General features: G+C 42.1%; 11 protein-coding genes and 1 pseudogene. 6 read left to right on the top strand and 6 right to left on the bottom strand.

Translation table 11 applies throughout. From position 1 onward, the window contains the following. The first annotated feature begins 39 nt into the window (after nucleotides 1–39). Nucleotides 40–555, top strand: a complete 516-nt coding sequence (locus HC246_RS11325) for a GNAT family N-acetyltransferase (RefSeq protein WP_169363476.1) — start codon at nucleotides 40–42, stop codon at nucleotides 553–555. A 110-nt stretch (nucleotides 556–665) separates the two neighbouring features. Continuing rightward, complete coding sequence (locus HC246_RS11320; protein ID WP_169363475.1) at nucleotides 666–1268, top strand: TIGR02466 family protein; 603 nt, start codon at nucleotides 666–668, stop codon at nucleotides 1266–1268. Between the two features lie 135 nt (nucleotides 1269–1403). On the opposite strand, the gene thiD is transcribed toward HC246_RS11320, so the two are convergent. The 3 genes from thiD to HC246_RS11305 form a co-directional block, all read right to left on the bottom strand. Beyond that, nucleotides 1404–2225 (bottom strand): bifunctional hydroxymethylpyrimidine kinase/phosphomethylpyrimidine kinase, encoded by an 822-nt coding sequence (gene thiD, locus HC246_RS11315; RefSeq protein WP_211167687.1) that lies wholly within the window; start codon nucleotides 2223–2225, stop codon nucleotides 1404–1406. A 545-nt stretch (nucleotides 2226–2770) separates the two neighbouring features. Next, the gene (locus HC246_RS11310; RefSeq protein ID WP_169363474.1) at nucleotides 2771–3061 is read right to left on the bottom strand and encodes a DUF2288 domain-containing protein; all 291 of its coding nucleotides are present in this window, start codon (nucleotides 3059–3061) and stop codon (nucleotides 2771–2773) included. Further along, a complete protein-coding gene (locus tag HC246_RS11305; protein WP_169363473.1) occupies nucleotides 3061–3831 on the bottom strand; it encodes a uracil-DNA glycosylase in 771 nt (256 codons plus the stop codon). The genes HC246_RS11310 and HC246_RS11305 overlap by 1 nt, the downstream gene beginning before the upstream one ends. Before the next feature lie 280 nt (nucleotides 3832–4111). On the opposite strand from HC246_RS11305, the gene gltB reads away from it, so the two are divergent. The 4 genes from gltB to brnA all read left to right on the top strand — a co-directional run bounded on the left by gltB (nucleotide 4112) and on the right by brnA (nucleotide 9494). Then, nucleotides 4112–8701 (top strand): glutamate synthase large subunit, encoded by a 4590-nt coding sequence (gene gltB, locus HC246_RS11300; protein ID WP_169364565.1) that lies wholly within the window; start codon nucleotides 4112–4114, stop codon nucleotides 8699–8701. An 87-nt stretch (nucleotides 8702–8788) separates the two neighbouring features. Then, nucleotides 8789–8926, top strand: a complete 138-nt coding sequence (locus tag HC246_RS11295) for a hypothetical protein (RefSeq protein WP_169363472.1) — start codon at nucleotides 8789–8791, stop codon at nucleotides 8924–8926. Further along, nucleotides 8916–9137, top strand: coding sequence for a type II toxin-antitoxin system HicB family antitoxin (locus HC246_RS11290; protein WP_169363471.1), 222 nt, complete (start codon nucleotides 8916–8918; stop codon nucleotides 9135–9137). Before HC246_RS11295 ends, HC246_RS11290 begins: the two co-directional genes overlap by 11 nt. Before the next feature lie 9 nt (nucleotides 9138–9146). Beyond that, nucleotides 9147–9494: a type II toxin-antitoxin system BrnA family antitoxin gene (brnA, locus tag HC246_RS26370; protein WP_211167686.1), complete on the top strand. Its 348-nt coding sequence runs from the start codon at nucleotides 9147–9149 to the stop codon at nucleotides 9492–9494. Here the strand turns inward: brnA and HC246_RS11280 are convergent. From HC246_RS11280 to HC246_RS11270, 3 genes and pseudogenes are all read right to left on the bottom strand, one after another. Then, a pseudogene (locus tag HC246_RS11280) lies at nucleotides 9468–9932 on the bottom strand (ISNCY family transposase); the annotation flags it as partial. The gene brnA and the pseudogene HC246_RS11280 sit on opposite strands and share 27 nt — an antisense overlap. Nucleotides 9933–9956: 24 nt before the next feature. Then, nucleotides 9957–11237 (bottom strand): ISNCY family transposase, encoded by a 1281-nt coding sequence (locus HC246_RS11275; protein ID WP_169364411.1) that lies wholly within the window; start codon nucleotides 11235–11237, stop codon nucleotides 9957–9959. A 290-nt stretch (nucleotides 11238–11527) separates the two neighbouring features. Then, entirely contained in the window at nucleotides 11528–16048 is a 4521-nt protein-coding gene (locus tag HC246_RS11270) for a tetratricopeptide repeat protein (RefSeq protein WP_169363470.1), read from the bottom strand. Nucleotide 16049 lies beyond the last annotated feature (1 nt).

The following is a 16049-nucleotide window of genomic DNA, read 5'->3' as shown; positions in this document are numbered from 1 at the left end:
GTGCTGTAATAGTTAACAAGCAAGTTAGGAGTAGGAACTATGCAAATTCGGTTAGCTGTAGAGGCGGATTTACCAGCAATTATTGAGATTTATAATGCGGCAATCCCCACCCGTCTTGCGACTGCTGACCTTGAACCAATTTCTGTTGAGAGTCGCCGTGCTTGGTTCCGATCGCATGGCGATCGCTATCCCGTCTGGGTAATGACTATTGGTAGCCACGATATTCAAAGCGATCAAAATGAACAAATCATTGGCTGGCTAAGCTTACAAATGTTTTATGGTCGTCCTGCTTATCACAAGACCGCCGAAGTTAGTATTTATATAGATCCTAACTATCAAGGCAAAGGAATTGGGAAGAAGTTGCTAGATCATGCGATCGCCAACTGCCCCAAGCTAAATATCTCTAAACTCGTAGGCTTTGTCTTTGCTCATAATTCCGCCAGTTGTCGTTTATTTAACTACTTTGGCTTTGAGGAATGGGGCTTTTTACCGCAAATTGCGGAATTAGATGGTGTGGAGCAGAGCTTAATCATTCTCGGTAAAACTTTGTTCTAATTATTACAAATTGATGTCACTTTACTAGCGATTCTATAGAAGTTAAGAATATTTCAAGCTATTAGCCGAATCCCCTACTATATATAAGTTCAAGCTAAAATTGGTAAATAATGACTGTAAAACGCGATGACTGGTTTCCTACACCGATTTGGCACTTTGAAGTACCAAATCACGAAGAGCTAAATCAAAAGTTACTTCCAGCAATTTATGCGGAAAGGGAGAAAGATAGCCAAGGTGTTAACTGGTCAAACTCTCTAGGATGGCATAGCAAAGACTATCTCAATCAACATCCAGCATTTCAAGAGGTTATTAAAATTGCTGTCACCAATGGAATAGAAGCGGGGACAGAGGTTGGCTTTGACTTAACAAGATTCACGATGATTGTCACTAACTGCTGGGCAATTATCAATCCCAAGTTCGCGTCCAATTTCGTTCATAACCATCCTAACTCCGTATTGAGTGGAGTCTATTACGTGAAGGCTGCGGAAAACTGTGGCGGGATTTTCTTTCGCGATCCGCGTGATGTGGCACATATATTTATGCCAAATATTACTGAACTAACTCCTTGGACAATCCAAAAGATTACTTATAAGGCAACGGAAGGTACGATGATTATTTTCCCAAGTTGGCTAAATCATGGAGTAGAAGCTAATCTCAGCGATGAAGATCGGCTATGTATCAGTTTTAATATCAGCATGACCTATCGAACTTAGGCTCTTGCGGATAAAAAATGTCCCACCAAAGTTATCTAGCTTCGACTTCGCTCAGCTAACGTTGGCTGAGCGGAGTCGAAGCCACATGTACTTTAAATTAATAGCAAGTCCCTTAATCATGGTTGATGCCTCGTACTACCCACGATTAAGTAACGGATAGAAATGTCCAACTGGCCCCTGTCCCTGCCCGATCGCTAAAGAATATTTCAAAGCTTCAGTAACATAGTTCTTTGCATCTTGAACTGCTTGAAAGTGTGGTTTTCCCAAAGCCAAATTTGCCGCGATCGCGGCGGACAAAGTACAGCCAGTCCCATGAGTATGCGGCGTATCAATTACTTCTGTCTGTAAGACCTCTAGGCGATCGCCATCAAACCACACATCAATACCCTTCAGTTCGTTGGTGAAGCCACCACCCTTGACGAGAACCGATCGCGCCCCTAATTTATAAATTTTCTGAGCCGCTGTTTGCATATCCTCCAGAGTATGAATTTCCATGTCTGCGAGAATTTGGGCTTCATAGCGATTAGGTGTAGTGATCGCCGCAAGGGGAATTAACTGCTCACGGATCGTTTTCACCGCATCATCATCTAATAATTGTGCTCCCGCCCGTGACACCATCACTGGATCGACCACCACATTTCCACAGCCAAAGGCAACTAGTTTCTTGGCAACGGTTTTAATAATCTCTTGATTGAGCAGCATCCCCGTTTTGATTGCCCCCACTCGCATATCAATCATCACCGCTTCAAATTGCGCTGTTACGGCTTCGGGTGACATGGCATCCACTCGCGTTACACCCTGTGTATTTTGGGCAGTGATGCAAGTGAGTACACTCGCCCCATGCACGCAATGAAAGGCAAAGGTGCGTAGGTCTGCCTGTATCCCTGCACCCCCACCACTATCCGAACCAGCGATCGTCATCGCGATCGGTACTTGTGAACTGTTGAAAATTGTCATAATTTGAAGTTGGATGGGATTAGCAAATTATTTTAAGCTCGATATTAACTATACGAGATCATCTTGTGATGGGGTTGTTTGAGTAGCGATCGCTAATTACATCAAGACTTTTCGCCTCCTCTAGATGGGTAGCGATCGCTGCAAAACTAAAATATCAGCCAAAAGGCGTATGAAAATATCTAGTTTTTTACAAAGATCTAGTAGACATTTCTAGGCAAGGGATGTATAGTATAGAGGTGTGAGGAGCGAACAAAGAAAAAAGCCTAGGAACGAAACAGGGAAAGTAACCTAGGCTTTTTTCTTTGGTTACTGTGAATAAAAAAGGAGACCAGTTAATAACTGGTCTCCTTTTTTATTCACAGTAAAAAGGGATGAAAAGAAGCCCGTTTTACTAGAAATTAACGCGAGTTCGGGATAATTTGAAACGGGCTTTGAGAGAGGCTTTGCGTAGCAAAGCCTCTCTCAAAGCCCAAAAGTAAAAGCCTTGCTACGCAAGGCTTTTACTTTTGAATTTTTAAAATTTGCCAGCTTAACCCGAACTGACGTTAGAAATTAAGCTTGGCTAATACAAATGGTGGAATGACAAGACTCGTAAATTCTTTTTCCTTGTTTGCATTCCAAGCACTTAGCTCCTCGGCAGTAGGATGACGCAACCAGCCATCCTCGATCCATGACTGGACTAACTGCGTATTGTCCTCAGTTAACGCAACACCCACATCGACGAGATCCAGATTTGCCCCAACTAAAATTACCCTTGCTCTAGCGGCATGGGGAGATAACCATTCCCACAGCGCCACATCCACCATCTCCGCTAAATCAGCTCTTACATTACTCACTAAAATTCCTCATCATCAACTGGGTTTGTACCTATTATTTCTAAATATTTGGCTTTAATTGCTTTTATATCTTGCCATGTTAGCCACTTGGGACTGCCCTGCTCACGACTTTGGTTGCGTAATAAATAGGAGGGGTGAAATATGGGCATTACTAGGCGACCTTCCCACTCATACCATTTACCGCGAACTTTGGTAATGCCTAATTTTTCACCAAGGATTGATTTCAGAGAGGTTGCACCTGTGAGCAAAATGATTTTGGGATCGACGAGGCGAATTTGTTCTAATAAATAGGGTTTGCAGGTAGTTGTTTCGACTTCGGTGGGGACACGATTATTAGGAGGGCGACATTTGACGGTGTTGCAAACATAGACATCTTTGCTGGTGTCAAAACCTACGGATTCTAAAATTTTGTCTAAAAGCTGTCCTGACTTGCCAACAAAGGGTAGCCCTGATAAATCTTCTTGTTCTCCTGGGGCTTCACCAATGATCAAGATTTTGGCATTGCGATCGCCTCTTTCGACGACCACATTAGTACGAGTTGGGGCAAGGGGGCATTTCTGACAGTTACAGGCGGCTACTTTTAGATCATCGAGGCTAGCAAATTGCTCATTTACAGGTACAGCAGCAATGGCAGCAGTAGCAATATTTTTAGAAGAACGCGCAGTTTTGGTTGGTAGAGCCTCAGCGACACCATCAGCCTTAGGGAGTTCTGTGATCGGAACTTCCGATGGAGTCAAATCGAACAGGCTCATTTGTTCTTTCTCAGGCATAGATAGGATTTGCGCCCCAAATCAGTACTTCTTGCTAATATCTTATACCAATTGAAGGGGTATAGCTGTAGTTAGCTAGATTGGGACATAAACCTCAATAGAGAGTTGCAGTGTAACTCTCTATTGAGGTTTATGTTCTGGCTACAGGTATATCATTTTTTGAAGACATCTTACCTAAGATATAGATTTATGAGTACAATCCTAATGTAGCCCGCGTAACCTTTTAATTACGTCCCAGCTTACATAATCCTTTTAGATACCACACCCTTTGTAGTCCATGATGAATAGCAACGCACTCCCAGTAAAACAAGGTTTGTACGATCCACAGTTTGAACATGATGCTTGTGGAGTTGGCTTTATCGTACATAAGTCAGGGCAAAAGTCCCATGCGATCGTTGAGCAGGGGCTAACAATTCTGGAAAACTTGGAACACCGTGGTGCTTGTGGCTGTGAGACGAATACAGGTGATGGTGCGGGGATTTTGTTACAGCTTCCCCATAAATTTCTAGCAAAAGTGGCAGCCACCGCAAATATTATCTTGCCTGAGGCAGGACAATATGGCGTAGGGATGGTTTATGCTTCTCCCAATCTTGAAGCAAGGCAAAATGGAAGAAAAACCTTCGAGAAGTTGGTAGAAGCAGAAGGTTTAAAGGTTCTCGGTTGGCGCGATGTACCCACCGATAATTCGTCTTTGGGAGCAACAGCTCAGTCCAGTGAGCCATTCATGCAACAGGTATTCATTCAGCGATCGTCTGATCTTGTAGATGATCTCGCATTTGATCGCAAATTATTTGTGCTGCGTAAGCTTGCTCATACAGCAATTCGCGCAGCAAATATCGATCCCTATTGGTATCCAGCTAGCCTTTCCTGTCGCACGATTGTCTATAAGGGGATGTTGATGACGGCGCAAGTTGGGCAGTATTACGCCCATGATTTGCATGATCCCGATATAGAGAGCGCTCTGGCTTTAGTTCACTCCCGCTTTAGCACCAATACTTTCCCCAGTTGGGAGCGATCGCACCCTTATCGCTACATTGCCCACAATGGTGAAATCAACACATTGCGCGGCAATATTAACTGGATGATTGCTCGTCAATCGATGTTTGAGTCAGATCTGTTTGGTGATGACATTGCGAAGATCAAGCCTGTCATTAATGTTGATGGTAGTGACTCCACAATTTTTGATAATGCTTTGGAATTACTGACTTTGGCAGGGCGATCACTGCCTCACGCTGTGATGATGATGATTCCTGAGCCTTGGACTGCCCATGAGTCCATGAGTGATGAGAAGAAGGCATTTTATGAATATCATTCCTGTTTGATGGAACCTTGGGATGGTCCTGCTTCGATCGCCTTCACCGATGGCACAATGATCGGCGCAGTCTTGGATCGTAATGGTTTACGTCCTTCGCGCTACTACGTCACCAAGGATGATCTAGTTATCTTCGCCTCGGAAGCAGGGGTATTACAAATTGAACCTGAACGCATCGAATCCAAGGGGCGCTTGCAACCTGGACGGATGTTTTTGGTGAATATGCAGGAAGGTCGGATTGTTGCTGATGAAGAGATCAAGCATCAAATTGCAACTGAGCATCCCTACCGTGAGTGGATTAATCAGCATATGGTGGAAATCGCCAGTCTCAAGGATGCAGAAGTCTCCGAACCAGAAGCGATTCCCCTCACACAGCGTCAAATGGCTTTCGGTTATTCCTTTGAAGATTTGCGCTTGCTGTTAACCCCAATGGCGCGTGATGGCGTGGAAGCTGTGGGTGCGATGGGAAATGATGCTCCTTTAGCAGTTCTTTCCAATCGTTCTAAACTTCTCTACGATTATTTTCAACAGTTATTTGCACAGGTAACCAATCCACCAATTGACTCCATTCGTGAAGAGATTATTACTTCCGCAGAGACGACAATTGGTGCAGAACGGAATTTATTAAAACCTGAACCAGAAAGCTGTCACTTGATTGAGTTAAAAACTCCCATTCTCAGCGATGGGGAACTGGCGAAGTTGAAGCATATTAACGAAGGTGATTTTAAATCCGTCACTCTTTCGACTTTGTTCGATCCTAAATCTGGTGTATCTGGATTAGAGTCAACTATCGCCGAAATTTGTGCTAAGGCTGATCAAGCGATCGCTGATGGTGTGAATATTTTGATTTTAAGCGATCGGGGTGTAAATCCTGACCATGCGCCAATTCCAGCATTATTGGCGGTATCAGGGTTACATCACCATCTCATCCGCACAGGCACAAGAACCAGAGTCGGCTTAGTCCTCGAATCTGGTGAACCTAGAGAAGTGCATCACTTCGCCCTCTTAATTGGCTACGGTTGCGGCGCAATCAATCCTTACCTCGCCTTTGAAAGTATCAACGACATGATCAAGCAAGGCTTGCTCGTAAATGTCGATTACAAAACTGCGGTCAAGAACTACATCAAGTCGGCAACTAAGGGAGTAACAAAAGTCGCTTCTAAAATTGGTATTTCCACGATCCAAAGCTATCGCGGCGCTCAAATCTTTGAAGCCGTTGGCTTGAATCAAGAGGTGATCAAGCAATATTTCACTTGGACAGCCTCCCGCATTGAAGGAGCTAATTTGGAAGTAATCGCCAAAGAAGCGATCGCGCGTCATACCCATGCTTTCCCCGATCGTCCCGCTAGTGGTAATACTCTCGATGTCGGCGGCGAATACCAATGGCGCAAGGAAGGTGAAGCCCACTTGTTCAGCCCTGAAACCATCCATGCTTTGCAAAAGGCCGTGCGTGAAGGCAATTACGAGCAGTTTAAGAAATACTCTGCCCTTGTCAATGAACAGAATCAACAGCATTTCACCCTCCGTGGTTTGCTCGATTTCAAATCTCGCGAATCGATTCCCCTTGAGGAAGTAGAACCCATTGAAAGCATTCTCCGCCGATTCAAAACTGGCGCGATGAGCTACGGTTCCATTTCTAAGGAAGCCCATGAAGCTTTAGCGATCGCCATGAATCGCATCGGTGGCAAGTCCAACACAGGCGAAGGTGGCGAAGATCCCGATCGCTACACATGGACAAACGAGCAAGGTGATTCCAAAAATAGTGCCATCAAACAGGTTGCCTCTGGACGTTTCGGTGTAACTAGCCTCTATCTGTCCCAAGCCAAAGAGATTCAAATCAAAATGGCACAAGGCGCAAAACCGGGGGAAGGCGGGCAACTTCCTGGAAAGAAAGTCTATCCTTGGATTGCCAAAGTGCGCCACTCCACCCCCGGTGTGGGCTTAATTTCGCCACCTCCTCACCATGACATCTACTCCATCGAAGACCTCGCTGAGTTGATTCATGACCTCAAAAATGCCAATCGCGCCGCCCGCATCAGCGTCAAGCTGGTTTCGGAAGTCGGTGTCGGCACGATCGCCGCAGGGGTTTCCAAAGCCCATGCTGATGTCGTGCTGATATCTGGCTACGATGGCGGCACTGGCGCATCTCCCCAAACCTCGATCAAGCACGCTGGCTTGCCTTGGGAACTCGGACTTGCAGAAACCCACCAAACCCTCGTTCTCAACAACCTCCGCAGCCGCATCGTTGTGGAAACCGATGGACAAATGAAAACAGGTCGTGATGTTGTCATCGCCGCTTTACTTGGTGCTGAAGAGTTTGGCTTTGCTACGGCTCCCCTCGTCACCCTTGGCTGTATCATGATGCGCGTCTGCCATCTCAACACCTGCCCCGTCGGAGTTGCCACTCAAGACCCTCAATTGCGCGAGAAGTTCACAGGCGATCCTGCCCACACCGTCAACTTCATGACCTTCATCTCTCAAGAAGTGCGTGAACTGATGGCACAGTTAGGCTTCCGCACTCTCGATGAAATGGTTGGTCGCACTGATGTCCTCGAAGCCAAGCAAGCAGTGGAACATTGGAAAGCGAAAGGCTTAGACTTCTCCAAGATTCTCTATCAGCCCGAAGTCGGTGAAGATGTCGGACGCTATGCCCAAATTCCACAGGATCACGGTTTAGATAAGTCCCTTGATATGACGGTGTTGTTAGATTTATGTCAAGCGGCGATCGTTGATGGTGAGCCTGTTCACGCCACAGTTCCCATCAAGAACATCAATCGCGCTGTCGGAACCATCCTCGGCAACGAAATCACCAAGCGCCATTGGGAAGGATTGCCCGATGACACCGTACATCTGCATTTCCAAGGCACGGCTGGTCAAAGCTTCGGTGCATTTGTTCCATCAGGTGTCACCCTTGAACTGGAAGGCGATACCAATGACTATCTCGGTAAAGGACTGAGCGGCGGTAAGATCATTCTCTATCCCCACAAATCTTCTACCTTTGTCGCTGAAGAGAATATCATCGCAGGTAACGTCGCTCTCTACGGTGCAACCAGTGGCGAAGTCTACATTCGCGGTATCGCTGGCGAACGCTTTGCGGTGCGGAACTCTGGCGTAAATACCGTAGTCGAAGGCATCGGCGATCACGGTTGCGAATATATGACTGGCGGAAAAGTCGTCGTTCTCGGTTTAACAGGACGGAACTTCGCCGCAGGTATGAGTGGAGGTGTTGCCTACATTCTCGATGAATCGGGCGATTTTGCAACCCGTTGCAATACTTCTATGGTCGGCTTAGAGAAACTCGAAGATCCCGAAGAAATCAAGGATCTGAAGCAGTTGATTCAGCAGCACGTTGACTATACAGAAAGCGCTAAGGGGGCGAAGGTTCTCGCTGATTGGAATGCGAGTGTTCCTAAATTTGTGAAGGTAATGCCCAAGGATTACAAGCGGGTATTGCAAGCGATTAAGGAAGCCTTAGAAGATGGTCTGAGTGGTGATGATGCCCTCAACGCCGCCTTTGAAGCCAACTCTCGCGATGTCGCTCGCATCGGTGGCAGCTAAATAGCAAAAAACAAGGGGCTTGCGCCCCTTGTTTTCTCATTCGGATTATTAGCGCCCGTTTAGCCGCTAGAAAAGAGCATGAAAACTATGAGCAGCAATGCTTTTGAGAATCAACTAAATTCTGATGATGAGCTTTTGCCTGAATATAGCTTTAATTATCAGAAGGCTAAGCCCAATCGTTTTGCTAATCGCAGTGAAGCTAAGAGCTTAAATTATGAAATATAAGTATCGCGTTAATCTTGTTTGGTCAGATGAAGACAACTGTTATCTGGTGGAATTACCTGAGTTTTCCAATGACTTGCAGCGATACTTTACGCATGGAGATACTTATGCAGAGGCGATCGCTAATGCAGAGGAGGTATTAGAACTTTTAATCGAAGACTACGAAGCAACGGGTAAACCCTTGCCATCACCTCAAGTATTGCAACTAGCTTAGCCAATTTATATGAAAGCTGAAGAGTTAGATAAAAAGTTTGATGATGGTGAAGATGTTTTAGATTTGTTCGATCTATCTACATTAAAACGCCCTGCTTTAGAAACTCAGTCTGTTTCTATCAATTTACCCCAGTGGATGATTGCTGCCCTTGATAGAGAGTCTGTAAGGTTAGACGTAGACCGTCAATCTATAATAACGTCAGTTCGGGTTAAGCTTTCAAATTTTAAAATCTCAAAAGTAAAAGCCTTACTACACAAGGCTTTTACTTTTGGGCATTGGGAGAGGGTTTGTGTAGCACCCCCCCTCCCCAGCAATTCTCATTATGAAAAATTAACTACTGTTGGGAGGGAGATCTAACTCCAAACCTTGAATCATAAAAGTCAAAAGATGATCCCAACTATCAAAAACAAGATATCGAGTCAAGGCGCGTAAATCGTTAAAAAAGGTTTTGCGGGTTGGCAAATGAGAGCGCAATAACTGGTACTTGTCATCGACCAATTCCAATAACGTGTGAAATAGTAGGGACAAAATATTGAGGGTGGCTAGGAATGAAGCAAGATGCTCCTTGCCATGTCCAAAGTTGTGTTCTAGGTTGTAGCCCTTAGTTTTGAGAGTATTGTTATTCTCATTTTCCACTTTCCAACGAGTACGACCAGCCAGCACGATTTCCACCACTGTTTGCTCAGTAATCAGGTGATTGGTGGCAAAAGAGTTTTTGTAAACTACCTTGCCATCAGGTCTAGTCACAGTTAGTTCACACCAGTTAACCAGCAAAGCATCGTCACCATCTTTGATAGCAGCAATTCTCATTATGAAAAATTAACTACTGTTGGGAGGGAGATCTAACTCCAAACCTTGAATCATAAAAGTCAAAAGATGATCCCAACTATCAAAAACAAGATATCGAGTCAAGGCGCGTAAATCGTTAAAAAAGGTTTTGCGGGTTGGCAAATGAGAGCGCAATAACTGGTACTTGTCATCGACCAATTCCAATAACGTGTGAAATAGTAGGGACAAAATATTGAGGGTGGCTAGGAATGAAGCAAGATGCTCCTTGCCATGTCCAAAGTTGTGTTCTAGGTTGTAGCCCTTAGTTTTGAGAGTATTGTTATTCTCATTTTCCACTTTCCAACGAGTACGACCAGCCAGCACGATTTCCACCACTGTTTGCTCAGTAATCAGGTGATTGGTGGCAAAAGAGTTTTTGTAAACTACCTTGCCATCAGGTCTAGTCACAGTTAGTTCACACCAGTTAACCAGCAAAGCATCGTCACCATCTTTGATAGGTAGCCCATTGACATATTGGTAGGTATAGGTCTCTTGAACTTTCCCTGTCCACTTATTGACAACCACCGTTGGCAAAGCAATCCCTTCTATATGCTCATAGATAGTGGGGTGAGATTCGGGGCGGCAGACTAAGATGAAGTTGAACTGTTGCTCTAATAGCATTTGGCAGAGGGGTTGGCGAGAATAAAGGTCATCACCCAAAACAGTTACCTTGAATGCACTGTACTTACTGCCATGTTGTAACAACCATCTTTTGGCGGCTGTATTCTCACAGTCTTGCTTGTCATTTCCATCCTGCGGCACAATAAATTCTGGTACTAGGGGAATCACTTGCGATTGATGTGGACTGACGATAACTGGCGTAACTACGCTATGAAAATAATGAATTTCTCCTGATTTCATTTTCCTACTCGAACAATGGTGACAGTGTATTTGTTTTGAACTAAAGTACTCTGTCCCATCTAGCGCCATTAATAGATTGTTGGCGAATCCTCGAAATCCTTGCAGTTTCCCCTTTTGCTCTATCGTCTCCAAGATTGTCTCGAACACTGGAAACATTTCTTTAGGTTGCACTGGGTCTAGCAAGTCTCGGATATGGTTATCCGTTGGTATTTTATGCACCCCAAATAAACTTTGGGCGTTGCTTCGCCCTTTTGTCTGCTCCATTGTCCGCTGGTAAGACAAGAATGATGGACTTTGAGTGAAAAATACACTGAATGCACTCATGGCTGCATCTTCCATGCCATAGCGACTATTTTTGCCTGTCCGCTTGTCTGGCAATGATTCTAGTTGTTGTCGGAAAATTTCTACAATTCTGTCGAATGAGCCTTGTGCTTTCAAAGCTCTTCCCCTAAATCAATCATCATGTTATTTACAATATCCCTATATCAACGGTTTGACTAGCCTTCGTTCATAATGAGAATTGCTGACCCCTCCCAATGCCCGTTTCAAATTATCCCGAACTCGCGTTATAATAAAGTTTTGGCTTGCTGAAAAATTAGAAAGAGTTACTATCAATTCTTGAGTGCTACTTCATGCGATCGCCTATGATAATTATTTTGAAACTACTATGAGGCAATTAAATTAGAATTTTTTGGCAATCATTATACAGTGAAGTTTGTAATCTTTGACTGAACCTGATCTACGATGTCTTGATCTTGTAGTTCTCTAGCGATATCTAATGCTTGGTATAAATTCTTTAATCCTTCTTCTGGCTGATTATATGCAAATAAAAGCTGCCCTAGCAAGCATAAAGTAGCAGGTTGAGTTTCTTTATTATTAACACTACATTGAAATTCATATGCTTTTTTAGCGAGTTTAATAGCCTCTTCTACATTTTCTGGACAGGCAGTAGCAAGAGCTTGTTCGTATAATCGAACTGCCTCGTAGTTATTTACTTTAAAAATTATTTCCTGTAAATCTTCAACTCCATCAAGATAATTTTCTTGAACTAAAGCAATTGCTCTTTCAAGATATTGTATTCCATTTTCATAATCTCCCAGATGAGTCTTTATCTGTCCAATCCATGATAGAGATTGAGAAGCCCAATTAATATTTTTTGTTAATTCTGCTAAGGTCAAACATTTTTGTGCGGCAGCAATTGCAGCATCAAAATCTTTGTTTTCACATTTTTCTTGAGACAATTCAATCAGTTCTCTTGCTTTTCCATATTGTGCTACGAAAGCCATATCTTGCAGTTCTTGCTTTCTGGATAGATTTTGTTCCTCGGCTATTTCAAGTGCTTGAGATACTTTACTTATACCTATTTCAAAATCCTCTTTATCTATTAAAAGGTTCTCCCATGACAATAACATACATGCTTTAAGTTCCTCATCTTTAGACTTTTCAACTATGTATAGAGCTTGTGAAATCAATTCAATTGCTGTTTCTCCATTACCTTGATCAGCCTGTGTAACTGCCATCTCGTATATTATAAAAGCTTTATGAGAATAAGTATCCATAATCATTTCTTGGACTTCTTCTATATCTTCAATCAAATTGATTTTGCGATAAATATCTAGACTCTCTGTTAAGTACTTAAGAGACTCATCTACTTCACCTTTGAAAGATAAAACTTGTCCTAAAAGCTTGAGAATACTGGCTCGGAGAATAACATTTATAACTAAGCTACATTTTTCTAAAGCTTGTCTTAAAAAACTTTCTCCCGCATTATAGTTTTTCAGCTTTATTTGAATTCTTCCCATATCACTTAAAGCAAGTGCGTACCGTTCAGGAACTTTAACTGTATTGGGTAATCCTAAAACTATATTTATTTTCTCTTCAGCACTATCAAGTCTGTCTTGATTGATTAGTATACCTGCGATTCTTAGTAAGACATTAGCTTGAATATCTTCATTTGGGATTTTTAATGATAATTGGTATGATTCTTCTAGAAATTTCAACGCTTTATCAATATTATTTTCGCGATCATATAAGGTTCCTATTTCTTGAAGTGTAATTGCTTGATGGATTTGATCACCATTTTTCTCATGAAGTTCTAAAGCTTGATTGTAGAGATTCAAGGCAATTTCTCGATCACCACAATCTGAACGAAAAGTGGCTATATTATGCAAAAATGCAGCTTTTTTCCAAGTATCATCAATTTTAGGTAGCAGATCATTTAATTCATTAAATATTTCTCTGGCATTTTCTATTTCTCCTTTCTTGAGATGTAAAGCAGCAGCATTGTTTAGGAGAGAAATTTTAACTTCAATATCCTGAGATATAGCTTCATGTGAAACTACATCTTCAAAAAAGTTATCCCATGCATCTATTTCCCCCATTTCAAATTGAAGATTTGACAAATTATTTTGTACGGCATAAAGAGTCGTCTGATCTTCTGATTTTTGAGCAAATTTGTATGCTTCTTTAAATATTTTTAGTGCTTCTTCTTTTTTGCCTAACCCTCGCATAATGTTAGCCAACTGATTGAAAGATTTAGCTTTACTCGCGTAATCATCAGTAAACTCTTCAATCTTAATGACTTGGGCGCAAAGTTTGAAAGCCTCTTGATAATTCCCTTGCTTTTCATATAAATCCGCTAAATCATGCAGTATTGAAGCTCTAAGAGTTCTGTGAACTTCAGAATCTTCTTGAGTTTTACACTGTTCAGAGCATAAATTTAATGCCTCTTTATATTTCTGTAAAGCATCTTCTACTTCACCTATATGTTCTTGTGCTTTTGCCATATAGTACAAAATACTAGGAGACACGAGATGAATACCTAAGTGACCAAATGCACCGTCACAAACAAATTTACATAGCATAATTACTTCTCTATAGCGTCTCTGCTGATTGAAACGCATAATTAAAAGCCAGTTTACGCTAACTAACACATCTGGTCTTAATCCCTCGGTTGCAAGTCGGTATAATTCAAACAATCTATCTGTTGATATGCTATTCTCGAAAAACATATCAGTTTTAAGGATTTCTGGCGAGTCTTTGCGTATCTCTAAACCATGCTGAAAACCTTTGACAAACCATATTTTATCTAAATGTTCTACCGCAGTTTGATATAGCTCTATTGAATCTTCAGGAAAAGTAAGAATTGGCTCTAGAATTCGGGGGACATAATATAAAACACTTTCTTTGCTATGGATTTGTTCAAGTAATCCAATTGAAACAGAAATGGAAATATAACTATCTATATCAAAAGTTGTTGGACATAGAACTTTGATAGCTGACTCAGGCACTGGCAACTTATAAACTAAACAAAATCCAAGCATTCGACGCAATTTAGTTGATTGTCGATTTAGTAATTCTTCAGCCAAAATGCTCTCACGAAACTCTGTACTACTTTTTTCTACCTCTTCCAAAATTTTCTCTTTATTGAGGTGTGGCACTTGTAGTAATTTGTCTAACCATTCCAATAAGCGAGGATTGCCAGATGAAGTATCTAAAGCCTTTATTTGTAGCTCATGTGCAACTTCAGAGTTTGGAGCAAAAGATATTAGACGCTTACATTTCTTTTGTAAGTCTGTACCTGTAAGAGATGTTACCTGCTCTCTGTGTAATCGTTGATCTAACTCTGAAATTGAAAAATTATATCTAGATGTAATAATTACTCTATGTGGCAAGCGAGACTGGCTGATCGACTTCAGCAAAGCTATTAAAACCGTTACAACATCAGGCTTTAAAACAGCGATACCATCTGTTCTAAGTTCTAAATTTGCTTCAAAGTCATCAACAACAAAAATTAGCCTTTGCTCTGGTTTGTTTAAACCTTCTTGAAGGAACTTAGTTAACTTTTGTGTTAGTGGAAGTTTGCCTTGTAGTATGTCTTGTCCAGACTCAGATAGACATTGTTCTGCAAGTTGCCTTAATAGTTTATCCTCGTCTAATTGACGATAGATAAAGATTTCATCATAGCCATGTAAACGCTCTAAAAGCCTCGCAGCGACACTACTTTTCCCTATACCCCCCAACCCATGAATAATTATCCCTAACTTATCTGCTACTCGTAAAGCCTTCAAGCTACGTTGTATGATTCGCCGTCGTCCTACAAATTCTTGAGCAGTAGCAACTCTAACAATTCCTTGCGAATCCAAAAACTGCTCATGGATTGGTTCTTCTGGCAACCATACCTGATCGCCTAATGGTTTGACCAATGCTTTTGGACATTGCCCCTCAACATAAAGCCTTAATAGATGCCAATCTTCAACTTTAGCGTTTATTAAATGTTGATAAGTACTTGCTAAAGCTTCCGCAACTTGATATCCAGCAGCAAGCTTACTGTAGAGATGTGCGGCAGCTTTTGTTGCGGTTACATCTATAACTGCTCTGCCCCAGCCTAAAACAGCTCTACATCCCCCACGCTCAATTAATGATTCCGACAAAGAGAATATTGCTCCATTATTCGGCGATTCTCCTGTTCTACAACCTGATAAAAAAACTAATTGAGGTCTACGAAAACGCAAAGCCGTGGCAATTTCTGGTGCATAAGCATTATGACATTCTCCAGTTTCTGTTTCTGTTCTAAAGAAGGGTTGTCCATCTTCAATAGATGCGTGTCCTGTTAAATGAAATACATCAATTGTGTCTGTATAACGACCCCAAAGCTTACTTAATTCTGTAATACAACCACTTTCTTCAACTCGTAAATCGAGAGGAATATCTCTAGTTGCGGTTAAAATTTGGGCTTCTTCTTGTTCAAAATCAAGTGACGGTTCGACATTGTCTGGCGACGTTGCCATGAATAAAAGTCGCAAAGGTCGTTGTTGTATATCGTTTAAATCTTGAAGAGGTCTATCGACCCAACGTATTGGAACGATTACTGGATTGACACGCTCTACAAGAAATTGCGTCCCATCGTGTAAAGTCTCCCAAGGCAAATACCCTAAACGTTCACGAACATCTATTGCTAAAGTTAGCCCTTCATCTCTACAGTTTTTAATTGCTCGACTTAACCACCTACCATTACCATCTAGCCAACAGAATAATTGATATCCAATACCTTTTAAATCAGGCACTAACATGTAATAGCTGCTTCTTGATTTTTGGATTAAGCTGTTTATAGACGATACATCAAGTCGTTGAATTTCATACTTAGCTGGCTCTCCAAAAGCATAACGCAGTTCTACAAACTGTTTTTCAAGCGGTACTAACTTGATGTAAAGTGTCTGCACT

The sequence above is a fragment of the Pseudanabaena yagii GIHE-NHR1 genome, assembly GCF_012863495.1.
Lineage (GTDB): Bacteria > Cyanobacteriota > Cyanobacteriia > Pseudanabaenales > Pseudanabaenaceae > Pseudanabaena > Pseudanabaena yagii.
This window is presented reverse-complemented; position numbering and strand designations above follow the sequence as displayed.